At 38.3% G+C, this 24131-nt stretch carries 22 protein-coding genes and 1 pseudogene; 1 reads left to right on the top strand and 22 read right to left on the bottom strand.

Annotation, left to right across the window (positions count from 1 at the left end; all coding sequences use genetic code 11):
• Positions 1 to 510: 510 nt before the first annotated feature.
• The 15 genes and pseudogenes from HMPREF1212_RS25180 to HMPREF1212_RS25110 all read right to left on the bottom strand — a co-directional run.
• A pseudogene (locus HMPREF1212_RS25180) lies at positions 511 to 2223 on the bottom strand (zincin-like metallopeptidase domain-containing protein); the annotation flags it as partial.
• Between the two features lie 6 nt (positions 2224 to 2229).
• Positions 2230 to 2859 carry a hypothetical protein gene (locus tag HMPREF1212_RS25175; protein WP_046151603.1) on the bottom strand — a complete coding sequence of 210 codons (630 nt, stop codon included), beginning with the start codon at positions 2857 to 2859 and terminating at the stop codon, positions 2230 to 2232.
• 66 nt (positions 2860 to 2925) lie between these two features.
• The gene (locus HMPREF1212_RS25170; protein ID WP_046151602.1) at positions 2926 to 4539 is read right to left on the bottom strand and encodes a glucosaminidase domain-containing protein; all 1614 of its coding nucleotides are present in this window, start codon (positions 4537 to 4539) and stop codon (positions 2926 to 2928) included.
• 5 nt (positions 4540 to 4544) lie between these two features.
• Positions 4545 to 6881, bottom strand: coding sequence for a MutS N-terminal domain-containing protein (locus tag HMPREF1212_RS25165; RefSeq protein WP_046151601.1), 2337 nt, complete (start codon positions 6879 to 6881; stop codon positions 4545 to 4547).
• 11 nt (positions 6882 to 6892) lie between these two features.
• Positions 6893 to 8689 (bottom strand): hypothetical protein, encoded by a 1797-nt coding sequence (locus HMPREF1212_RS25160; RefSeq protein WP_046151600.1) that lies wholly within the window; start codon positions 8687 to 8689, stop codon positions 6893 to 6895.
• Positions 8690 to 8711: 22 nt separating this feature from the next.
• Complete coding sequence (locus tag HMPREF1212_RS25155) at positions 8712 to 9005, bottom strand: hypothetical protein (RefSeq protein WP_082099991.1); 294 nt, start codon at positions 9003 to 9005, stop codon at positions 8712 to 8714.
• 11 nt (positions 9006 to 9016) lie between these two features.
• Positions 9017 to 9844: a M23 family metallopeptidase gene (locus HMPREF1212_RS25150; RefSeq protein ID WP_046151598.1), complete on the bottom strand. Its 828-nt coding sequence runs from the start codon at positions 9842 to 9844 to the stop codon at positions 9017 to 9019.
• A gap of 18 nt (positions 9845 to 9862) precedes the next feature.
• Positions 9863 to 10528 carry a hypothetical protein gene (locus tag HMPREF1212_RS25145; protein WP_046151597.1) on the bottom strand — a complete coding sequence of 222 codons (666 nt, stop codon included), beginning with the start codon at positions 10526 to 10528 and terminating at the stop codon, positions 9863 to 9865.
• A gap of 25 nt (positions 10529 to 10553) precedes the next feature.
• Complete coding sequence (locus HMPREF1212_RS25140; RefSeq protein WP_046151596.1) at positions 10554 to 11234, bottom strand: hypothetical protein; 681 nt, start codon at positions 11232 to 11234, stop codon at positions 10554 to 10556.
• An 18-nt stretch (positions 11235 to 11252) separates the two neighbouring features.
• A complete protein-coding gene (locus tag HMPREF1212_RS25135; protein WP_046151595.1) occupies positions 11253 to 11954 on the bottom strand; it encodes a hypothetical protein in 702 nt (233 codons plus the stop codon).
• Positions 11935 to 12423, bottom strand: coding sequence for a PH domain-containing protein (locus HMPREF1212_RS25130; protein WP_046151594.1), 489 nt, complete (start codon positions 12421 to 12423; stop codon positions 11935 to 11937). The genes HMPREF1212_RS25135 and HMPREF1212_RS25130 overlap by 20 nt, the downstream gene beginning before the upstream one ends.
• A 17-nt stretch (positions 12424 to 12440) precedes the next feature.
• Positions 12441 to 14042, bottom strand: coding sequence for a toprim domain-containing protein (locus HMPREF1212_RS25125; protein WP_046151593.1), 1602 nt, complete (start codon positions 14040 to 14042; stop codon positions 12441 to 12443).
• A 19-nt stretch (positions 14043 to 14061) separates the two neighbouring features.
• A complete protein-coding gene (locus HMPREF1212_RS25120) occupies positions 14062 to 15609 on the bottom strand; it encodes a hypothetical protein (RefSeq protein ID WP_046151592.1) in 1548 nt (515 codons plus the stop codon).
• 24 nt (positions 15610 to 15633) lie between these two features.
• On the bottom strand, positions 15634 to 15858 hold the full coding sequence (locus tag HMPREF1212_RS25115; RefSeq protein WP_046151591.1) for a hypothetical protein: 225 nt from the start codon (positions 15856 to 15858) through the stop codon (positions 15634 to 15636).
• A 22-nt stretch (positions 15859 to 15880) separates the two neighbouring features.
• A complete protein-coding gene (locus HMPREF1212_RS25110) occupies positions 15881 to 16636 on the bottom strand; it encodes a DUF4099 domain-containing protein (protein WP_046151590.1) in 756 nt (251 codons plus the stop codon).
• Positions 16637 to 16858: 222 nt separating this feature from the next.
• Here HMPREF1212_RS25110 and HMPREF1212_RS25105 point away from each other — a divergent pair, with 222 nt between their 5' ends.
• Positions 16859 to 17509 (top strand): M23 family metallopeptidase, encoded by a 651-nt coding sequence (locus HMPREF1212_RS25105; protein ID WP_046151589.1) that lies wholly within the window; start codon positions 16859 to 16861, stop codon positions 17507 to 17509.
• 65 nt (positions 17510 to 17574) lie between these two features.
• Here HMPREF1212_RS25105 and HMPREF1212_RS25100 read toward each other — a convergent pair whose 3' ends face one another.
• The 7 genes from HMPREF1212_RS25100 to HMPREF1212_RS25070 all read right to left on the bottom strand — a co-directional run bounded on the left by HMPREF1212_RS25100 (position 17575) and on the right by HMPREF1212_RS25070 (position 24128).
• On the bottom strand, positions 17575 to 18420 hold the full coding sequence (locus tag HMPREF1212_RS25100; RefSeq protein WP_046151588.1) for a hypothetical protein: 846 nt from the start codon (positions 18418 to 18420) through the stop codon (positions 17575 to 17577).
• Entirely contained in the window at positions 18417 to 18746 is a 330-nt protein-coding gene (locus tag HMPREF1212_RS25095) for a DUF4177 domain-containing protein (RefSeq protein ID WP_046151587.1), read from the bottom strand. Before HMPREF1212_RS25095 ends, HMPREF1212_RS25100 begins: the two co-directional genes overlap by 4 nt.
• A gap of 26 nt (positions 18747 to 18772) precedes the next feature.
• Positions 18773 to 18973 (bottom strand): hypothetical protein, encoded by a 201-nt coding sequence (locus HMPREF1212_RS25090; protein ID WP_046151586.1) that lies wholly within the window; start codon positions 18971 to 18973, stop codon positions 18773 to 18775.
• Positions 18974 to 18976: 3 nt separating this feature from the next.
• Complete coding sequence (locus HMPREF1212_RS25085) at positions 18977 to 19270, bottom strand: hypothetical protein (protein ID WP_046151585.1); 294 nt, start codon at positions 19268 to 19270, stop codon at positions 18977 to 18979.
• A gap of 91 nt (positions 19271 to 19361) precedes the next feature.
• Positions 19362 to 20267 carry a helix-turn-helix transcriptional regulator gene (locus HMPREF1212_RS25080; protein ID WP_046151584.1) on the bottom strand — a complete coding sequence of 302 codons (906 nt, stop codon included), beginning with the start codon at positions 20265 to 20267 and terminating at the stop codon, positions 19362 to 19364.
• Positions 20268 to 20346: 79 nt separating this feature from the next.
• Positions 20347 to 22209: a DUF262 domain-containing protein gene (locus HMPREF1212_RS25075; protein WP_046151583.1), complete on the bottom strand. Its 1863-nt coding sequence runs from the start codon at positions 22207 to 22209 to the stop codon at positions 20347 to 20349.
• A gap of 5 nt (positions 22210 to 22214) precedes the next feature.
• On the bottom strand, positions 22215 to 24128 hold the full coding sequence (locus HMPREF1212_RS25070) for an SIR2 family NAD-dependent protein deacylase (RefSeq protein ID WP_046151582.1): 1914 nt from the start codon (positions 24126 to 24128) through the stop codon (positions 22215 to 22217).
• Positions 24129 to 24131 lie beyond the last annotated feature (3 nt).

Raw genomic sequence — 24131 nt, 5'->3', positions numbered from 1 at the left:
TTTTTCTATATTTAGAGAGTTTATTAATCATCACATATAATATTGGATTTGAATTGTGCATGTTAAAAAATGATTTTATCTTCCTCTCCGAAAATGCTGTTCTTCGTCTGCTTCTTCTTGCTGGTCCTGAACTTTATCCTGTTGCTTGTCGTGTTCGTAATCTTCTAATTCACGGTAAGCTCCACGCATAAAACTATATGCGGATTCTTTGTCTTGAGGCATCTCACGTGAAGTAAACACTTCCTTGTCTAGATCAGAGTCGTACAGATGCATGAAGTATTTGTCTTTTCCTTCTGACTCATCTCGTGATATCAAGTAATAGGTAGAATTGGTAAAGTTCTCATTCTCTAGTATTATAGCTTCTTTACCATTATAAGTTTCGAAGCCACACATCATAAAACCATTATCACGTCTCGCACCCCAATATTCTTTCATAAAGGTGTCTAATGCCTCTCTATTCTCAAAAATACTATTGCTTAATGATGGCGACTGTTCTGCAACGCAAGGTTCTTGCTCACTCTCGGCTTGGTAGACCGGCATTTCAGAAAGTTTTTCACTAGCACCTTCAAGGTTAGCGTCTAGGCTGAAATTATGGTCATAGGGAAAACTATGCATTACAGTCATGCCAATATTGGTTGCAGAACCAATATCTAAAGTGTTCTTATCTTGATTGTATTGAATATAGAGAATATCGCCACTGGGCATTTCAAAAGCAGGAATGTGAGTATTCATCATTTTAGAGAACTCCTCTGAGACCATCGCTTTGGCAACGTCTTTTACGTCATCGGTTGCATCTTCAAACAGTCCATATCTTTGGATGGCATCACGAACATCTTGTTGAGTAACCTTTCGCATGATGTCATAAGTACCACCAACGCTAGGATTATAAACTACTGCATAGTTTTCATCTTCAGCGAGGACAACATCAGTAGGGTAACGACAGGATGAGGTATAGGTATGTGATAAATTGATGGAGTCTCCATTATCATACTCAGCAGCTTCCATAATCATGCCGTTATAATCCTGACTATCCTGCATCTTATCAAATATATGAGTATCATCAGCCATCTGCAAATAGTTTACTGATGCGTAGAATACAGGTTCCTTTTCCACGGCGCTTGTCTCTTGTTCTTCCACTTTGTTGTCTAACTTTTCTTTAACAGCATCGATTTTCTCTATGATAATACCACTCGCTTTTTTCACATCCATCAAGACTGTCTTAATGTAATCTGGAGATTGCTTCAAGTTGTCTAGCCATGATTTTAGGTACATAGCACTATCCGTCTTTAGTCCTTTCGTTAATTGATATTTTGTAGCGACTAAAGCAGCTGACAACTCTGCCGTTAGCTCTTCCTTGCTATATTCATCGCTCCCGAAACCACTATTAGGATTTAATCTGTTCAATTGCTTTTCGCTTCCTGTACTATGAGCCATTTCATGCCATAAATTTGAGTAGAAAGACTCGCCATCCTTGAACTGAGACTTCTCCGGGAATGTTATGGCATCCTTTGAAATTGAATAAAATGCCGCATCTTGATGGATAATATTGATTGGGCATACCCAACTTTGGTCCTCTATCATCTTATCCATTGGAGGGAACGAAAAATGTTCTCCATTGACATTCGGCTTATTGATTTTGTTCTCTTCAAGTAGCTTATTATACAGTTCAGGTCGTGCCTCTTTGATATTGGTTTGTGCCACGTTGAAGACACAATAAACCTTTTGCTTCGGATAAACATTTACACCCTGTTTCTCATCATTAGACATCTGTTTGTAGTCATCGTAACTAATGCGATTCTTGGTTTCCTTATCTATACATGTGAATGTGGTCAGGAACACAGGGAAGGATTTTTCTCCCTTATTTACACCGACATGAGGTAAAGGTTCTCCATTAGCATCAAGCATAGCGGAACGCATACCTTGCTTATCCTTTTGGTAATTTAAAGCCATGACACGGTCGAAAGTCACGTAAATTGGTAATTCGTAGTTGTTCTTTTCTCCATGCATCATGAGCATCAGGCTGTTCATTCCATTATACTCACGTCCAGACAGATTCTTCGGAATACGCAAAGCTGACTCTGTAAACCATGGTTTCTGCCATGACTGACCATCTTGCAACGACTGAATCTTTTCAATCATTAGCTCCGCAAAGGTATCTAATGCTTTTGATTCAGCACTTAAGCCGTCTGCCTGATACTGTTTGTTCTTATTATAGTATGCCATAGCTTATTAAAATGGAAGTTCTTCTTTCTTTTCCTGATAAGGTTGTTTTACCCATTTACTCATCTCTTTGATACGGCAACCCAGGTTCAAGTTGTCATTGTAGACGGACAAATCCATATCACCTTTTACTTCAATCGTGCCCTTGGGGACAAGAAAATCCTCTATTACGTCTGAGAAGCGGATGAAACGTACCCATGTATATTCAAATCCATCAGCTACCTTCTCCGCACTATAAGCAGAACATGCCAAATAGGGACGATTCTTTTTGTCTGTCTTCATCTCAATGTTCTTACCGAGAGTTCCACGAAAATGCATTTCACCTTCAATACCATCCTTTGATTGCTCTGGATAGAAGTTGGATCGATTTTCAGACATATCTAGATATAGTTCAGAACCACGTTTTTTGAAATACAGTACACCTTCAACCTCGATACGATGACCTGTTACGTATTGGGCTGCAACGGAACTATCGTTGCTATCTTTGATAACGCTGATGTTTATTGTCTTATTGATTCCATTATTAGGAGACAACACCACATTTACAGAGTAAGTCATGAATTGCTTACCCTCTTTACTTGCACGTACTACAGCAGCTCTGCCGATGGTTCCGTTTACTTTTACATTACATTTAATCATTTCAAAATCACTTTATTATTTATACCATTTTAACCATCTGACCAAAGACGTAGGTAATTCGAAATGTTATTTGCGTTGCATATTTTGTTGTTGACCTTCCTGTTGAGATACAGCTTCCTCATAGTTTTGTGAAGCTTGTTGCGATAATACAAGGGTATTGACCATTCCTGATATTCGCAATCTTGTGGCTTCATCTGTTAGTTCGGTATTACCCAAAATCAATGAAAGACGACTCATCTCTGCATTAGTCAGTTCACGAGAAACTTTTGTTGTACCGTTATCAGCTGTCAGTAAAGCCTTGCCATCTGTATCGACAGTCAGTTTGCACTCCTTTAGGCTCGGCAGCAAAGATTTCAAATCCACCTGCTTGCCATTTACAGATTGTGAGATGCTTTCTTTTTTCTCTTCATCGGACTTGTTATCAATCATTAAGGCAAGAGGAAGAAGACTCATAAACATTGAGATCGCTTTTTCCATAATAGGATCGCCGGTTGATAAACCTGTACCACTATCTTCAGATGAGAGCAATTTCTTCATCCAATCATCAGGCGACAGATTAGTCTCCTGTTCCGGTTTTATATCGCTTTTATACTTTGCCAGCAAATCATTGCCGTTATGAAGAGCTTGTAACTGGATATTTCCTTTTTGTGCTATCTCTGCCAAATATGCCGCAGGATCTACATCTCTACTTGCACCTTCCGATGTTCTTGCCTTCACACCTAAATGAAGATGTTCACCCGTTGTCCTTGTTCCGGTATTTCCCGATATACCTAATTTCTGTCCGGCTATAACTTCGTCACCGACTTTTATATCGATGCTATCGAGATGTATATAAGTGACCTGAACCTTGCTTTTATCTTCCCGTTGGTATTCTACGGTGAGTGATTTACCACCTGCTGTATTTGCGTTTTGATTGACCGCAATTACCTTTCCTGATTTTTCAGTAGCTAGTACTGCCTCATGGTCAGTTCGGATATCAATGCCTTTGTGCATTTGTTCCTTACTTTTATCCATAGGGTCATTACGCATACCAAAAGGAGATGTGATAAAAAGGAACTCATCACGCTTTAATGGAAAAGAATAGTCATTGCTTATATTAGTATTTATGGTTTTACTACTATTAGTATCAACTATTCCACTTATTTGTGTATTACCTGAATACCTATAAGTTGAACGTTTGTTTTGCTCTACACCAAAGGATTTCACTTGCGATTGCATCTCTGCCATTACTTCTTTATCGTATTTCTGCAAGCCATTAACTTCAATTATTTTTTGAAGATTGGCTGCATAACCGCCACCTGTAGCATAACCAGCTTTCTCTATTCCTTTTGTCCAACCTTTATAGTCGTCAGCAGAAAGGGAGAAGCAGCCTTTGTAACGTGTACTGTTCTTCAAAAATTGTGAATGGTGTTCATAAGAGTCACCCACAGATGCGTAGCTACAAAACTTTTCGTTCGGCTTATCATCAGTGTATAGACCATACTTTCCACCGTTACTGATCCATGATTGAGTCGCTTTGATACCAAAATGATTATTCTCGTTACGAGCTAACTGACTTTGTCCGTTGCTACTTTCAAGAATAGCCTGAGCAAGGATTACAGATGCGGGAATACCATACCTTTTCATCTGTTCACATGCTTCGGGCGCATACTTACTAGCGTATTCTGAATTCTTACTCATGACTTTTATCTTCTAATACCGTTGCTGCGTTGTTCTTCCTCTTCAACACTTTCGTCTTTACCCTCAGACATGTCTGTTTCTTTCTCTGATGCTTGTTCTGCTATAGCTTCAGGAAAATCACATAGAGCTATTCTGTTACCATCACGTATAAGTTTAGGGAGATATGTATCAAGTTGATGATATGGGAACGATGAAGTTTTCATCTTCTGACCATCAGGATCCAGTTCATCTTTCAACTCTATACCCAGACATGAAGCTAATTTCTTGGCATCTTTATTATACGTCTCATAATCATTGCCGATACGAAACAAAATGATAGCATCAGGATGTTTGTCTTTCAGATTATCCCATTGAATCAATGCACATCTTTTTTCCGGCTTTTGTGAGTTTTCGTCCTGCTTTTGAACCGTTTCCTGTACTTGTTGCTTCTGTTCTACGTCAGTTGATTGTTTCTCATTAGCGTTTGTTTCAAGTGTATTACCTTTGCGTAGGACATCAGCAAAGAGTGTTGCTGCCAAATGTTTCTTGTATTCGGTCTTGTCATCGGCAATCCATAGACGTTGCCACTGACTAGGAGAAACAACACGAGGTTTGACATCAGCTTCGCCTGAGATTTTTGCAGCACAGAGAATAACATCATTCTTCGCACGGAAAACATTGACTCTTTCGATACGATTCAAATCAATATCTTCTTCATGTGAACTGAATAAATCAACTTTCAAGTCAGGCTTGGTTTCTGAAAGAACATAATATTTTTGGGCTAACTCCAAACGCAAGCTGTCAACATTATCTTGTGCTTGTTTTAGTGTAGTGAAGAAGCGATTCAAGTCTGCTTTATCAGGATATATTGCAAATGAGTCTCTTCCTTCCGGTTTGATATACATAGCCCAACGTTTATCATCATCCTGCACCATCTGTATGCGGTCAAAGCCGATTACTTTTGCCTGTTTCACAGCATCCGTCACATCAATGCGTGATATATCCTCAAGATTCCAGTTACGCAATCGTGCAATTGTGACTTCTTTATTATCAAATGTGCTGTCGTTGGGACGATAACCTAAAATGCCACTTGAGTTAAAGAACTTCACATTTTCAAAACCTTCATGTTCCAAGGCTCGCTTGATACGTTCTTTTGACATGCCGGGCACTTCATTGTTCACCTCTAATGAAGCCCCTGCCGGTAGTACTACATCCACCGATTTATCGGCTTTGTCTCTAATCAGCACAACCATCTTGGTATCGGCATTAGGATGTTGACTAATCTCATCCGAAATGTAAAAATGCTGTGGCAACTGGCTCTGCATCTTTTCTGTCTGTTTCTGATTAATGTAGGAGGAATATTCTATTTTCTCACCGTTTTCAGCTTTACGAATCACATCAAGCGCATTGTTCAAATCACTTTCTACAGCATCGATCAGGCAAGGATTTTCTTTTAGTTCCCTGTTCCAATGGTCAACCAAATTAAGACTTTCTTCTGAGAGACGAGCCGGCAGCCCCATTTCCATCATCTTCACGCCCGAAGCTAATTCTACAATCAGACGTTCCTGCTTAACTGCATCGTCCGATGGTGCTACACCATTCTTCATCACCATTCCTTCACGTGATAGTCGTTGCTGATTACCTGTAGCACTGACTACATGACGAAGCATCTCCTGTACATACTCATTGTAATGTTCAAAGTTCTCCTGCTTTGGCATATAGACAGCATCTTTTCCGGAATCATAGTGTGCGACACCGCTTCCGTCACGTCGCAACGGCATTAGGTTTTCACGCATCTTCAGCATGAAGTCATTAACCATCATGTGGATTCCCTTACTCGAAGACTGGGATTCACTGCGGTTTGTGTCACCGCCATAGCGATTAACCTGCTTTTCGTAAGCTTCACCGTCAACCATCGGTAGTAGTGTCTGGTCGATATTGAATAGATTTCTTACCTCTCTATTATGAACACCTTTGTATTGCGTTCTTTCTGTAGATGGCAATTCCTTATAGTCTTTTCTGGAGATAATATCATCGGGATTATTACGATTCACATACTTATTCCAATTGTACCAGTTGAAAGGTACACCACGCTCATGTTCTTTCACACTTTCTCCACGTAGTTTGGCTTCGTTGAAGAGAGTGTATAGATTTGTCTTGTAGCCCTCTTTGTCGGAATGAAGCCCCATCACAAGCGCATTGAAGGCACTGACTTCACAACCTTTGGGATAAAACTTAGGTATCGTCTTCCCTTTGGTATTCAACCAATAACCATCATTATTACGTGCATTTGCCAACGCCTCGGTGATTAATTCCACTTGACGTTCAGCGGCTAATTGTTCTGATTGATTTTTCTCTTTCATTATATTTCTAATTATTGTATTCCTCTTGTTCTTTGAATGGTCTCGTTTTCACGTTCACCATAGTTCTGTTGTGCCATCTGACGCATTTGGTCATTCTTTGCTAGTACAGCATTAGCCAATGTGTTCAATGGGAGTGCTCCTGAATTAAAAGCATCAATTACATTATTTGTTAGTTGAATGGTACATGGTATATTGTCAATCGTTGCTATCAGGCAGTTTCCACGAAGTACAGGATTTTGTAATCTGCTGTTCAATGGTTCATCTGAATAAGTCTTAAAGCGTTCCGCTCCCGGTGAACGATTGATCGATTCGCTTTCTTGTTGCTTCCATGATAAAGCTTCCTTACCTGATTTGTTCAACAGATTGATGCCACCCATACTTATAAGAAGTGTCTTTATAATGGGATTCTTGGTAAATAATCCAGCCATGATAAGTGCCAAAGGGATCATGGTATTCTTCATATTCAGTGACTTTGTTTTCCCTGTGAACATACCCACGATAACATCAGGTAGCATAGCTAAAGAATACCCTAGGTTGCCAAACACATTACTGAAGCCATCCATGCCAGTAGCATTCGCCAGTAGGTCGAGCCACCCACCACTGTTGTTGTTTAAAGGTTGCTGTTCCTGCTGCTGTCCTTGTTGCTGTTGAGAAGAATTTACTGTTGAAGATTCTTCTTGTTTCTCTGTATTCAGGCTTTCTCTCTCTGCCTTTGCTTGAGCAACTTTTTGGGCATCATATTTTGCTTTATTAGCCAGATATTCCTCTTCCTTTCCTGGTGCTACAACCAAAGGGACATTCTTGTACTTTGCGTTATTGGTCTCGGAAATTGATATTGGGAAAGGATATTTGTTTGTTGCATTTGTATTCCATGCCATAGGCTTAAATTGATAATCATTGAGATATATTTTTCGATTCAATTGTTGGTTGAGCGATTTCAGATAGTCATTATCTGCACCATTAAGTTTTTTCGCATCTTTTCTAAATTCATTGAAAACATTCTTGTTACTGCCGAATACACCTTTACTGATAGCGGCTTCCATCGTAAGCTCTTTCTTTTGTTGTGTATTAGTAACTTTATCAATGGCATAACCGGCAATAAGGTCAACCCCAACAAAAGATGCAAAGGATTTCCATGCGCCTGCTCCGCCCATGCTAATTGCATCCACCGCCGAACCAATAGCACGTCCTGACATCTTTTCTGTAGTGCTTGGGTGATATGCTTTCTCACCACGTTCCTCAATTTCCTTGGTCAGCGGTGATTTCATGAGTTCTCCTGTTAATCCCCAAATACTGCTCTGTGCTGCTTTACGGATGATATAATCAGCAGATGACTTGGGCATACCATCATGTACGAGTTTGTTTACCATCAAATCTTCCATGCGTGCACCAACATAGGCATAGGCTAAATCGCATCCTAATTGTTTTGAGAGTGCATCATATTTGTTTCTACCCATCTGCTTAATAGCAGCGTCTCGCCATTGTTCAGCAAACAGGGCAAAGTCTTGTTGAAGCTTGCCTGACTGCTGAATCTTTGTATTGACCATTTGAATATAGTCTTCGGTAGTCTTACTATTCCATTTGCCTGTCATTCGCACAGCCTGTACAGGGTCAGTTGTCATACCATAAGGCATGGCTGAAGCGAGAATACCTGCCGGACTTTGCATATAGTCCGACAACTCTTTCGTCTGCTTCTTATTTAGGTCATCCCTTACCTGCTTCATCACAGGTGAAACCGCAGCATCAAAATAGTGCTGTAGTCCGTATTCTATGGCGGTAAATTGTTCGGGATTCTTGATTTGACTCATGTCTTGCTTTTATAGTTCATTGTTATAAGTTCAACTGACTGAGCAATTGCTCTCTCGTTTGTTCAATAGCCTGATGATACATGGCCATCTGTTTAGGATAATATTCTTCTAACCATGTGTCCTTTTCAACTTGTCGATGGATAAAGAGAATTGCCAATTGTCGGGTAATCTCCACGGATTCTTCACCTTCCTCACGATTGTTAAACCATGCTTTTGTCCACCAACGTGTTTCTGCTCGATCTGGATATACGCTGACTAAACGTGGAATATCAAAACTCTGAACGTCGAAATCCAATTCAGATAAAGGATCGATAATTCCGCTGTCACTCAGGGCTTCGTCGAGGACTTTTTTTTTAGAACATCATTCATGGTCGAGAGATAGACATTGTGTCTTAATGCCAAATAGTTTAAGAAATCACCAATGAGCAGATTCTGTACCTTACATACCAATGGCATTGCTCTTTGACCGATGCCTAATGGATTGGCCATAGATGGCATACTGTCGAAAAAATAGTTCTTGGAGGCTGAGAGTGAGAAGATGTTTCTCAGACTTTGCTCTGTTCGTTCAGGAAGAATATACTGTCCTCGGTGTAGATCCATCAGATAGGTTGGCAGGAAGTGCATCATTAATTCTTCGATTTCATCTTTGTCCTTCTCATAGTTGGTAGGAGTGTTCATCTCGAAATTCTCAAACTCAGGGAAAGAAAGGCTTCCATTGTGTTCGATGGCTTTGATGTTGCTGAATAGCATACTCAGAAAATCTATCGGATTCATTTCTTCACCGTCAAAACGAACTTCCAGATGTAACAGGTCACCACTCAAGGCTACCATCATTCCTGCTTGTACATTCTGACCGAAGTTAGCATACACATCTGCAAGATGAGAATATTTCACCTCGTACTTTCCATACCGTATAACTTGATAGATTCCATGTTCATTGTCTCTGCCTACACCTGACACTGTACCGGTAGCCAAAGCCGAGAGTAGATAGCGTGTCGCATTAAAATCCAGCCCATGGTGAAAAAAAGTCTCACCGCTGACAGGATGTCTCTGATTGCCATAACCCAAGGATAGTTCTACATTTTTGTCTCGTTCCTCAAAAGGCATGCAATAGCCACTATCTGAACGCAATATCATTTCTTCTGTATAATTCATTTTACTTTACTGTTTTGATTATCTTCTTCTTCCACCACCTTCTGCTTGACTTTCTGATTGAGCCATGCTTTGGGATGCTGTGTTAGTACCTCCTCCAAGTACTTGTGACATATTAGAGTTATTTCCTATCAGCATCATGCCAAGCATGGCACCTGCTATCTTGCCGAGCCATCCGAAGCGTCCAAATGATAGGAATCCTGCGATGACGAGTCCTGCAAGACTGAGTCCCGAAACATTTCCATCACCAAGATTTTTTAAGAAGTTACCGAACATATCAATGCCGTTTCCTCCGAAGATACCACGGAAGAAATTGCTCATACCGCTCCATTTGCTGTTGATATCACTCATAGCTCCATTGACGGAGTCTACCGCTTCCCCGGCCTTCTCTTTCAATCCCTTTACATCATCAACGACCTCTGTAATCTTATTACTGGTATCTTTTCCAACCACCAAATCTGAGGTGGTTTCCAACACACTCTTATCATTTACGATTGCCTCCCATGTCAGATAGCCTGCCGTTCCACCGACAGCCGCAGTCTTTGCAGCTGTTCCTGCTCCTCTAAGGGCTTGGGCTGGATGAATGACGGAATTACTCAATGTTCGACCACCGGCACCGACGAATTTGCCAGTGTTAGAAGCCGTACTTTTTGCGAAGCCTTTTAATAATGTTCCCCATTTGCTCATTATTCTGATTTTTGATTGATTACTACTATTTCATTACTTTTTTCCCATTACGTTTCCATCTGTTCATACAATCATTGACTATGGACTGCTTGTCAACCTTTTCACGACTGCCTTCATCTATCTCTGCCCATATATCAGCCATTGAGGTATATTTCACTGCACGAGTAAGACGTTGTAAACGATGGTTCATCAACTTGAGCTTGGGGCGGATATTGAACACTATCTCTATTCGCTCTTTCTCTGTCATTTTGTTATCACTCAGACATACCTGCCGAATATCATTACATATATCTACGCTACCCATAATCAGCTCTCTATAGATTTTATTACGTTTGGTGGATAATGCTACAGCCAGTGCATTGCCGGCATGATTATCTAATTGCCTTGTGAAGCCATCCATGTTTTTGACTAGATTATTTATCTCGTGATAGAAACCATATATCTGTGCGGCATATACCACAATGCCACGAAATGAACTCAGGTAATTATTGAACTCCCGTTGCAAGTCGGTTGTACCTTCTACTTCTTCTTTGATCCATACATGACCTGTTGTCTGCAAAAGCATGACCGTCTCTTGTTTCTTCAGTTCCTTTTCAGCCTTTTCTGTATACAAAACAATCATACCTGCCAAAGCAGGGTCGTTCTGAGCGAAAATCTTCGGACTGAAACTTAGTGTAAGGATGAGCAATACAATGATTCGATTCATATTAGAATTGTATAGGTGTTAGTCCTGCACTACGGCTGCCGCTCTTCGCCATCTGGAATAGGAATCACGAGCAATCGTTGCGTTATCTCTGTCAAGCATACCGGATGTTGCATTGTTCCACACATCATTCATAGTATAATAGCGGATACTAAGGTGGAGACGTGATAACTTCTTTTGAAAGTCACTGAGCTTATCGTTAAGTGCCCAAAGGGTACGTGAACGTTCAGCTCCTGTCAGCATATTCTCAGAACCTCCGGTGGCGACTGCATCCTTCAGAAGATTATATACGGATACCAATTCTGTAGCGGTCTCGATATATAGATTGTTCATACTGATGGAGGCTGCAATGCCTTGTGGGTTGTTCCCGACTGCCTTACGTAATTTCGATAGGGTGATAAAGATGCGCACGCCATCATTATACAAATGTGTACATGCTTTCAGCGATGAAGCATAACCATTCACTGTCTTGAGATAGCTGTTATATTTCTTCTGCCACTGATGCATTTGATTGAACTCCGCTGCTATGGCGTTTTGAAGCAGTGCGGTCTTTGTCTGACCTTTTATCTGTTTTTCTATCTGTCCGTTAATGGCTTCATTACCTTCTGCCAAAGCAATATATTCCATCGGGTTAGTTGCTGCTATCTGGGCCTTTACTTGAATGGTCGTTGCACTTGATAGGGATATAGCCATAAGTACTGTTCTAGCGATTAGTGATTTCATATATTGAATTGTTTCTACGACTGATGATGACTCTTTCCCTTATCATGGGAACGATTTGATTGTTTGCTTTTACTCCGATAATATCTAAACTTGGAGTTGATCTGTCACCTGAAAAGATGGTTATAGTCTTCATGGAAAACAATTGTTGCATGAAAGTCTGATGTTCGTTGAAGTCAACAATACGATACAATTCCAAATAGTCAACTTTACGCTGAAAGATGCCATGTTCAACCACAAGCTGTTCACTGCCAATCAAATATTTAATTTTTCGCATATAACAAAAGCTATAGAGTAACATCAGGGAGATTATAACAACAATAATCAGTACAAACTCAGCAAATGGCATCCCATCCATTCCTGCATAGATGAGACCTGATATACATAACAATAGCAGAGGCAGTTCATTTATTACAAACTGTTTCCAATGCGGAGTGATAAGTATTGTTTGGAATAAGGGTGTTTGTTGCATCTTTCGTTGTTTTGCAGTTACCGATGAAACCACGAGCGTTTCTTTTCTTCCTCTCTCTCTTCGGCTTCCTCGTTCTTATCTTTTTCTTCGTAATCTTCCTCTCGTTCTATAACGACATCATTGCCGTTGTCATCAAAGGCTGTCTCAATCTCATCGATTTGCGAATAGGCTTTCTTGTCAAGCAATTGGTCGTTCCAATCTTTGTAAGATTTGTCGCATGGTTCGTAATATATTATCTTGTCCTGTGAGGCGCGAAATTCAGCAACGGCTACTCGCATTGCATCGGAATATATCTTATGGCTCTCTTCAAGAGTTTTTCGTATGTCTGATAAATCGTCTTGGCATATCAAACCACTTTGTTTAGAGGAATAATACTCCTCGGCATCACTTTCGTACTTGCCATATAGGTCAAGTAAGTCTTTGGGTAATAGCCATTCATCACCTGAAAAGATGCTGTCATTACGTAGCGACATCATATAGGCTGATAGTTTATCACTTACCATACCCATATTGAGGTGAAGTTTATTTGCGACATCTTCCAATTTAAAGTCTCTATCAGCGAAGTTTATCAGATGTTTTTCTCCGTTAGCTTCAATGATTGTTGAATCTCCTTGAGCCATGACTTTCACGTCTGCATTATTTTTGACCACAAGAAAGTTCAAAGCGAAAGTTCGTCCGGCTTCATCTCTATCGAAACATAGATGATGGTTTGCGGCTTGTGTCTGTGTCAACATTCCTTTGAACTGATGCATGCTAGGATTACCTCCTGTACTAATGAAACAGGCTCTTGCTAATCTGTCAGTTTCCTTTTTGCCAAGCTGTTGCGCATTATTCATTTGCTCTCTCTGAATCTGATAGAATGCCATAGCATCGAACGCACTTTCAAACCAATAGACATCTTTGACTTTTGAAAGTTCGGTTTTAGAGGGGGATGCTATCCACATGCCTTCTGTAGCATTACTTCCTGCTGCCATTCCCTTGTAGCTGGTCCTGCCTTCTTTATCAGGACGGCTTCGTTCTTCCAACCCTACAATGGTAGATAGGTCTGATGGCTTTCTAAGTGGAAAGACAAGGTTGGTATATGTTTGTCCGTTAGAGGCTTCTTTGATAGCTATCATAAAGTTATAGCCAAATGCTTTTTGGGTATCAAGATTGATACCTCTTGGCTTGAAGAAGCTATAGAATGGCTTTTGAGAGGCAAAATTGTAACGGTTAAAGTCAAGACATTCATAATCTTTAATGCTAAAGACTTTAGGTGTATATTCCTTTAGCTCTTTTCTTGGTTGGTTATACTCTATAGGATTATTGAGAAGACGGTTACAGACAACGTTCACCAATTTATCTACTGACATACTTGGTGTGTAGTCTGGAAAGAGTGTTGGATGCTCTTTGATAAACCCGATTACATTATAGTTTTTTTGTGCTGGTGGCTGAAAGCAACACATACCATTGGCGGTGACAATAAACTTATCACCTTTTATGCGTTTGCCGTTGCTGTCAAGTCTAACATATGAAGGATAGCGGATACCATCCTTGCGGTTAAGTTGGTAGCCGGCATCTTTCAGTACATCTTGGATATTGATGCTGCGAAGAAAGTCATCATATTTTAATTCATTCATTAGTGATTCTTGTTTATTGTTACATACCATGATGAAGCTCATGCTGCATGGCATCTGCATTGGCGGCAGCTTCATAATTTCTTGCGGCCACGTCCATTGGCGTATCAACTCCTGGCTTAAAATATGGATGTACGTCAGATCCTCGATGGTGGTGATGCTCTTCATAGAACTCTGGTGGTCCACTTATTCCTCTTCCCAGTTCGCCAACGATGGCAACACCGGCAAGAAGGGCTGCACTTATTTTTACTCCGAGACCTACACCGTCGCCACGTCCTTTCATATCGACTTCCGAGAATACTTTTGAAAAGAGTTTCATACGGTGATAGTCATCCACAGCCATGAACTTATCATACTGCTTCTGTGTAATCTCATGGGTGATATGTTCGCCATTGATGACGGCTGTCATCTTGAACTTTCCTTGTTCTTCTGATGGTTGTACACTGATTTCACCAACCTCCACTTCACGGCCATGTGCTCCCTCACGGAACCATCCTTTATTCTCTTGCAGGTCTCTGCCATCAACCACCCCGATATTACGATCGATAGGAGCTTGGTTCAAGGATGATTCTTCAACGTGATTACTCTCTAATACAGGTTGCAGTCTGGCATCCAATTCTTGCTGAACTTCGGGACGAAGTTGGATGGATAGCTGTTCTTTGCAATTCAGTGTATCCATCGTGATCTTTTCAGAAAAATCACCTTTGATAATGTTGTTCAGTGTTTCAAGCCGTTTGTCTACAGGAGCCGTTTTCACATCATTGCTTGTAAGGACTTTCAACTCTTCATCGGTGACATCATATATCATATCACTATTTGATGCTATTGACTGTATGGTGAGCGTCTTGTTCTTTTCATCCAAGATGATGCCATGAGATGTAAGACATTCCTGCCATTTCTCATTGGAGAAATATACAGGTGATGTTACAAGTTCCTTATAGGGCTTGGCGGATTCCATATTTCTTGGTCGGTTCTCTTGCGGAATAACGACGGCTTGCAAACTTTGAAGTACATCAGCTTGTGGTTGTACTGCCTGTTGACCTTTCCAATAAAAACCATAATCTCCAGAGCGTAGTTCGCCCGGTTTGAGCCTTCCATCGGGACGTTCTACTACCATTGGAGCACCGGCATAGAACATCTGTCCACCTACACGACGAAGATGGAATCCTTCCTGCTGACGTGGAGTCCAACCTAAAAAATTATGATGATATCCCATACGTCCATATTCACCGGCTCCAATTCTGTAACCATGTAATCCCATGGCCACACGTCCATTGGCATTGCGTGCCGACACAAAGTTTCTAGGCATATAGAAGTCATTTTCTACAATGCCGGCAAAGGCGTTATAGGCTTTCTTGTTGGCGAAGCCTGTTCCCCAATCAGTGAGCGTAAGCATCTGTTTCTGAGAGATGGGGTATGTGATAAGCGGCGAATCATGACCCTGAACGGCTAACTGATAACCGTCGCCAACTGGTATAATATGTGCTTGCATCCCATTACGCATGAGGATATCACGCATTTCAGGTTGTAAGTCCATTTCTCGTGGATTGGTATTTTTTCTAATCGCCATAATAGGATTTTAGGGTGTTAATACTTATGCATCGCCATTGCTGAGAGCATCTTCTAGCTCTTCTGATTTTGAATGCACGAACTGTTCGGCACTTTCGTTATTGATGGCAAAACCATTTTCTCGGCAATAGTCTTCAAACTCATTCTGCCATTCTTCACTGAATCGGTTGACATATTCCAGCCAACCGATTTCTCCTTGTTGCATCATCTCGATGAGCACTTCCTCTGGGTAATATTTTTGTTTAGCCATTATTTGTATTTTGTAAGGTTGATTATTTTCTTTGGTTGACGATATTACGTTCACCCATCTTCTTCTGCTCATTCCATAGCTCATCAGTATATTCTTCTTCCGGAACATAGCTTAGGCAACCGTTATCGTCCATTATCCAACAGCCATAACAACCGAAGGTGTATTTATCCCATTCTCTTTTACCTTCTTCCTTCCATTTCTGTCCGTCACCGCCGGCAAAACGAAGTCCTACCTGTGAATGAAGGTCAATGCCAACTGTTACCATCTGGTCATCGGATATAAAAGTAAGTGGGTCTCCTTTTTGAATAGTTTGAATTTCACTGCTTCCAAGACTTAGTTCATCTGATACTACCTGAATGTTTTTCCCAATAACAGGAGACGGCACGGCCATGACTTGATTTGTTTCTGAATCAATCTGGACAAAAGACTTTAGTACTTTACCATCGGGCATAGTAATATCTGCCATGATTGCTTTTCCATTTCTGAGCAGATTCTGTTGCTCTTTTGTGAAATGGTCAAGAGGGGCATACTCTAGGGCTGGATAAAACATCACATCCACTTTGTTATCATCCAATCGAACGAGAGCAAAGCGAGAATAGTTCTGTTGGATATGTCCTTGTTCATCCCTTACTCGCAAAGGAAGTAATGGAGATGGTCGTCCTTGAGCTATATCCTCCAATGCGAACATGGGCAAGTCTTCTATCATCTCATGCGTCAGACCGAACTTTTCGAGGATTCCATAAGGTACTTCGTTCTCGTAAAATGTACTACTTTTCATACTTTGTTATTTGATAAATTTGATATTCTCAAATTCAAAGTTATGCAGGTTTACTGAGATAAAAGAATATGCTTACAGCTTTGAGAATCGTTTTAAATAGTATTATGCTTATAGTATGATTACTTCGATATAATAATACTTTCAGTTTATTCTTTGTTATAGTTAGACCATACAGCTATCAATAATTATTTGTGCTCAAAAGCTTTGTTTACTTTTGCAGCTATGAAGAATATTTCGATTATAATATTGGGAATAATGGTGATGAATGTCGAGCCGTCATTTGCACAGTTCAACACGATAGGTTTAGTTTCTCCCCGTCAGAAAATAGAGCAGGTCGCAGAAAGTGATAATTCACCGATACACTCAGAGATTGATTCTGATGATGGTGATGTGATAGACGATAAAGATGCTGTATCTGATACTTCACTTACTTGTTTGTCTCTATCATGTGTTTCGCTTCCATTACTTCGGATAAAAGTAAATTCTCCTTTTGGTTGGAGAAAGGATCCTATTTCCGGTAAAGGCCACACACTTCACAATGGATTGGATCTATATGCTAGGAATGATAATGTGATGGCGATGTTGCCTGGGGTAGTAGAGAAAACAGGCAGTGACAGTCGTGCTGGTAAATATGTCGTGCTTCGTCATGGTAATATTTTGGTGAGCTATTGCCATCTTTCAAAAATCTTGGTAGTTCAAGGAAGAAATGTATCAGCTGGTGATGTGATAGGTATTACTGGAACAACAGGGCGTAGTTCTGGAGAGCATTTGCATTTGGTGACAAAACAAAATGGCCGAGTATTTAACCCGACCATTATGCTTGATTTTATTATGGAAACTACACTGCTTCATTCAAACATACCAAAGCGATAGTTAAGTTTGAAGTGCCCACGCTTCCTCTTTTTCATTAAATGATTTTCGATTTCACGTCAATCTTCTTATTTATTATCCTTACAATATTTATTAAAATCAGCGACAGTATATTGCTTCGAAGCAATAATGTTATCAACATTAGAATCTGCAAAGTCTATTGACAAGTTTGCAGAAGAAGGACCTTTTACATGAGTAGAATAGAATGTAAATCGATATTTTTCACCTGGTGATAACTTTGAACACGCATTACCGTTGTCATCACTGATGTATTGCTTATTCCTATCATAATACTTTACGTTATACTTGATATTCCTTATTGTAAGATTGGTGTTATTGATAATCCATGCTTGTCCATGAGGTTCATTACTATAATCTGTTTCCCAATCCCAATAAGATACTTTTACTCCTGCACGTAACTCAATGTATGCGTCAATGTAAATTGAACGATAGAAACCATTCAAGTCTGAAAGAAGCTTATTTTTCTCAATATCAGTTTTTGTATTGTTTTTCAAATCTATTTGTTTGGCAAAATCTTTCAAATAAGTTGGCGTAACAATTAATCCTTCAGAGTTGACAATCTTAAACTTTCCATTCTTATCTTTATGTATATAGAACTTCACGCTATCTTGCTTGAAAATACCATCTTCTCCAGTATAACTGTTCTGTCCTGAAACAATTATAGTATCACCTTTTTTCTGAATAGCATCATTTATATCAAGGACATCACGTTTTATAGCAATGCCAAGAGAATCAAATTGAGGGTATATATCTTTAATCTTGACACTTGCTGTTGAATCTGTAGCAGCTATAAAGAAATTCTCAACAAGTTCCTTTGCGACATCTCCGTTATTACTGCATGATGATAAACAGGATGCTGCAATAATTAAAATGGATATCAATGACGTTCTCATTTCTTATCTTTTTTCTGTTGAGGACGCTTAAAAACAAAGTTCAATACACTTGTTCGTGTATTCTCTCTTATTCCTGTAACGTATTCAGAACTTCCAAAATTGGGATGAACAGTATTCGTCTCAGTATAAGAATTTACTAATTCCCAACCATCTTCACCCATTTTATTGAGCATCGGTGTTTGGTCATTAAATACCATTGGAGCATAATCAGGCAAACTCTCAGCATTCTGACCTGCTACTTTAACAACCTTGTACTCCCATTTGGTATTCTCTGTACAAGATGACAATGCTATCACTGCAATAGCTACGAATAAAAATCTTTTCATATCAATTAAATTTATGGTTGAACATTCTAATCAAACATCATCACAATCCCGCCTACATTCTCGAAGTCTATACTGTCGCACTTAGGACATTTCACAACTTTATCAGCATCTCCGGTGGTATTATCTGCTTTACTGCCTTTGATTTTCTTGTTTTGGAAACCGACACCAGCATAGTGTGTCCATTCATTTCCACATTGCTTGCATTTATAGTTTTTTGTCTGTCCCATAAACTATAAGTTTTTAATCCTATTATGAATTGCCAATTTTATATCGAATCCCATATCTTCGTCAGCATATAGAATGACACCATGAACGAGTAATGAAAGGTTTATTTGACCGATAGCTTCTTGAAGTGTATCGAATGTATAAGTATCTTTATCAATTTCATTTTTATCATGGGGCAAGAAATCTTTATAGGAAGATTGGTCGTAATGATAAATGAATGAACCATTACTATCCTGTAGAATTTCCACAAATCCACCTTCTCCACCTACTTTTAATAGCAATGTCTGTTCTTCATTCATATTTTCAATATGTTTATAGTTATTCGAATATAGGGTACAAAGTTACATACAATGTGTACCAAAGGTCGGTACACAGTCAAAATATTTGTAGTTATTCGTAGCGATTTAGTCCATTTTGATGTAATTCACGCACTTTATCTTGTAGTGATTGAGGCTCTAATACTTTAACTAATCCCGCTCTTGATACTAGATAACCGGCAAAATCAAGTGTAGGTCTTAGTGTCAGTTCAAAGTCGGAATACTCATTGGATGTGAATATTTCCTTTTGACTGGAATGTATGGGCAAGTCTCTCATTGAGAGTCGTTCTGTTTCATAAGCTCTAACCAATATCCGCTCTGTAGGTGTCCCATCATTGTTTACAATGCCAAAGCAATTTCTAAAATAAAGCTCAGTATTGAAATCTTCATCTTTTTCAAAATGGGTATTGGTAGGAGTAACATCTTGCATCCGGTCGAAAGAGAGGGTTCTAAACTCACCATCTTCAATTCTTTTGCAAAGAAGATACCAACGACGATGAAACAGCTTTACGCAATATGGGTGAACCGCATATGTTTTTTCATCAGATGAACTATACTTTTTATAAGTAATCTGTAAAACCTTACTTTCCTTTAGTGCTTCAACAATTACCGATAATATCTCGCCTTCAGTCGGTATTGATTCAAGAACAATACAATCATGCAGACTTCTATATTCGCTAATTGTATTATTTACTGTTAAAGTAGAGAACATCCAGTTTTGTATTGAGTCCTCTTCAAGTACATGGGCGTTGCCTATATAATATCTAAAGCCATCTTTAGGGTCACATTCAATATATACACCAAAGATATCCAGTATATCATCACGGTGACGATTGAATGTTGTTCGGGCTATTGACATACCTCCACTCATTTCAGTCTTTTGCCACTTCTCATTGATTTCTCGGAGTGTGATTCTCTTGGCTTTATATATCGTGTTCAAAAGCCAAATATATTGCTTAAAGATATGGTATAGCTTCATCTTAAATGCTTTAGATTGTGGTTTTCTAGATATTTGTATAAATTTTTAAGGGGTCTTTAGTTCTGTATAATCTACCTATTTATTTAAAATTCAAATCTTTATTCCACATCAGCTCAGACAACTTCTGATATAATATGCAACGCTCTTTTATGGCATCAAACTTAAATTCACAGCTTGTATATTCTTTAAAAGGCAAATAATTTTTCTTAATGAAAGAATTAAAAGAAGGATTGTTCTTATATAATTCTTGGCATAAAGATGATGCTAGTATATTCTCCTTAATATAATGAGGCATCTTATATTTCCATTCCATATCGTTTAGAGACTGGTTAATACCATTGGGAAGTAGTACTAGATCTCCAATAGTATTTCTTGCATCAGCAAAATCTGATTTATCAGTAAATTCATCAGTATGCCATTCTGGATGATCACTCCAAATGTGTTCTATTTCGTAAGGCTTACAATCCGGATTAGTCATATATCTAACGTAATTGCTTCCTTGTCCACATCTATCTTCAATGAAAGAGGTTAAGCGGCTTAGATAGAACTTAACAAAGCGTCCATTTTGCATGTGTAGTCTAAAAGAAGAGACTTTGGTGAAGTCAAATTTGGCTTCTTCCTCTGAGATTGATTCAACGAGTGCCACTTTAAGGGTTGCTAAGTCTAAGCCACGAATTGTTCTGACCAGGGAACACATTGTATATCTTATTGAACTCGCTGAAAAAAGCTTATAGTTTATAGCACGTCTTACAGCGAATCCTTCAAGGTGATGTGCTACAAGATTTATCTTAGCTCTACAAATTGTATCATCATCAGTGATGTTTAGGGGAGCTAAATAGAGCGGATAACTAAGTGATGGTGAGATACCCCAATGCTGGTGATAATATACATGCTCCAAGCTTTTATCAAATACTTGTTCTGCGGACTTGATTAGCATAAAATACTTGAGGTAGAAATGATAAGATTCTTTCATGAATTTCTCTATATCTCCATTGATTGATTTTGCTAATAACCCCTTAGAATAGTTATCTTTGAACCAATTATGGAACCTGGTACCAATGTTCTCAAAGTCCATGTTTATAGAACCTTGTTTAGATTGTCTAATTGTTTCGGCGTATTGAGACCTAAGCCATGATTGAAAAAATTGATTGTCAGTATCATCAGAAATTTCTTTTAATTTCTGAATTTCACTTTTCCACTCATTATTCATAACCTTTCGTTGGTCATCAGAATTGAACTTAGAAAGAATGAAACCTTTCAGCATATCAGATGGTTTAAGACTCTTTCCTCGATTGTTCATTGTTTCGAATATTGTATAAGCATTATCCTCTGACGTTGCTGTGATTTTTACTAATATAACTTTCTCAAGAAGCCAATACACAAATGACTTCAATACATCTTCTCCAAATGAATCTTCCGGAAATGCTTCAACAATATCCTTATATCGATTGGCCATATTGATAGTGCTTTCGTCATCAAGGTCAGTTGGTTCATAATCACCACAGTCATATAACGCTTTTAGGCAGATTTCTCTTTCAGGGACTTGAATATTAAATGATTTCTCACCATAACTATCCGAATAAATAAGATTATCTATCTGAGAGCGCATTGTATTATTTGTCTTATGCAAAAGATAAATCAATAAAAGGGTGAGAGAAGTGATACGTTGTTGACCATCTATAATACTGCTAATACCGTTTCTTTTATCACTTAGCACAATAGACCCCATATAGTAAGTGTTATAGTTAGCAACATTCTTTGGCGTATCACCAACTTTATAGTCATCAAAGAAAGCATTTGTCAGGTCTTCAACCAACTGCTCAATCTGAAGTTTTTCCCAAGTGTATTCACGTTGGAAATAATCAACGATGTACTTTTTATCTGCAAGGATTTCTTTTAATGAGTATTCCTTTGCGAGTATTGTTTTATTTGATGATTCCATAATAATTATATTTTAGTTTTAGATTGTAGAGCCACGTTCCACATTTCACTTATGTCACTAATACCATTATCAGTATATATTTGATATAGACAATTCTTTTTTAATTTTACAGAAACCTTGATTTTATTGTTACTCAGCTGGGTTACTGATAATATTTTGCAGTTACTTGCAAAAATATACTTAGGCTTGAACGTAAAAAGATGACCATTAAACTCTTTCGGTTCTTCTTGCATATATGACATCGATAAGCTACATGTTTCATCTTGTAATTCGATATTACTCCTTAGTTTATCCGCATCTCCTTCTACTTCAAAGGTATGTTCCTCATCATCATTTGGAATAGAAAAGAATTTTTCTTTGTATGCGTTAACTAGTAATTCTGATAGTTCAAAATGTTCTGGTGAAAAATTAATGTAACTATCAAATTCTATATCATACCATAATTCTATATTCCTTATATTCTGATAGTAACGTCTAACTTGATTGAAATTATTTGCGTATTGTATTTTATTTGGAAATTTAAGAGGCATTGTTGGAAGTAATGATATTATAAGTTCTTTGTTCCCCCATAAAGCTATTGGTAGTTCAATCCACTTCAATGCATCTGAATTATCCTGATATGTTTCATTTAAAGTTATATTGCAGGTACAACTTATTGATTTGTTTATATAATCAATTGTAAATATAAATTGTATCGTAAATGGTTGCACCTTAGATTTAAATACTATTTGATTTCCTAGATTGAATCTAACAAACTTAATCTTCTCATTGAAACCTGTATCTTTAATTTTTAGACTACAGCTTACCGTTTCGGAAGTTGGAGAAATAATTAAGTATGATAAATCTTCATTGGTGCCAATTGTCATTCCATTAATCAACACCTCAATATTGTTCAATGATTTTGTGGGTAATTTTAAACCTGGCACAAGTGAACCATGAAATGTGTCTTTATAGATAGAAGGATCATTATTCATAAGTTTTTGAGCTAATATTTTTTCTATTCTTAGATTGATGTTAACTTCAGCCTGACCTATTGTATTAAAACTTACTGAATTTTTCTTTTCTCCTTCTACACCTATTGCTTCGAGATTATGTTGACGGCTATATTGTGATAATGTCTTAAATGAAATTTTATTTTTATTATAGTCCTGTTTGATGTGCTTATCGAGTGATTCAAATAAAGGAGAAAATAAATCTTCCGCTTTTGCATCATAATATTTAACTTTGGTCTCAGCCAGTCGATTTACCTTATAACTTTTAAGTCCAGGTGCGATTAAAAAGAATTTTCGTGGTTGTCCGTTTGTCTCTTTTTTTACCTGTTTTATTATTTCGAAAACGTTTGAATCCTCAAGACTATAGCCAATAAATAAGATATCTTTTGTTAGTATCTCAGCCTGTACAAATTTCCATAATAATGAATCTTTAGTCTTGACAAAATAGTTTGTGTAATCTTGCTTTGTCAACAATATACTTTCTTCTGACTGAAAATCACCATGTATTTTAATTATATTAACTTTATCCTTGCTCAGATTTGTCAAATCTTGTGTATTACGAACAACATAACATTTTTCCTGACCATATATATCTTCCAACAAGGTGTCATAATTTGTAGTTATAATAGTATGAATATGTGGAATTCTAGTTAATTTTTGATGATCTGACGTGTCTGTAGGAATAAATGACATTTTATCTCTGATTATCTTCATTAGAGATTCACGATTATGCATTTGTTCGTATTCTTCCGATACTTTATCCAAATCATTACCATCTATTTTTTCATCTTCTGGTAAAGTATTGTTTATTGCATTCACCAAACTATAAGCTGAAGGAGCTCCAGCTTTTAGAGAAAAGCCTGAGCCGATAAAGAGCGTTATATTTTCTTTACGTATAGAGTTTATTAATTCTTTGAAGTCCACCATAAC

Origin of the sequence: Parabacteroides sp. HGS0025 (assembly GCF_000969845.1) — a bacterium.
Classification (GTDB): domain Bacteria; phylum Bacteroidota; class Bacteroidia; order Bacteroidales; family Tannerellaceae; genus Parabacteroides; species Parabacteroides gordonii.
Note: the sequence above shows the minus strand (reverse complement) of the source record. Positions and strands in the feature narration are given on the sequence as shown.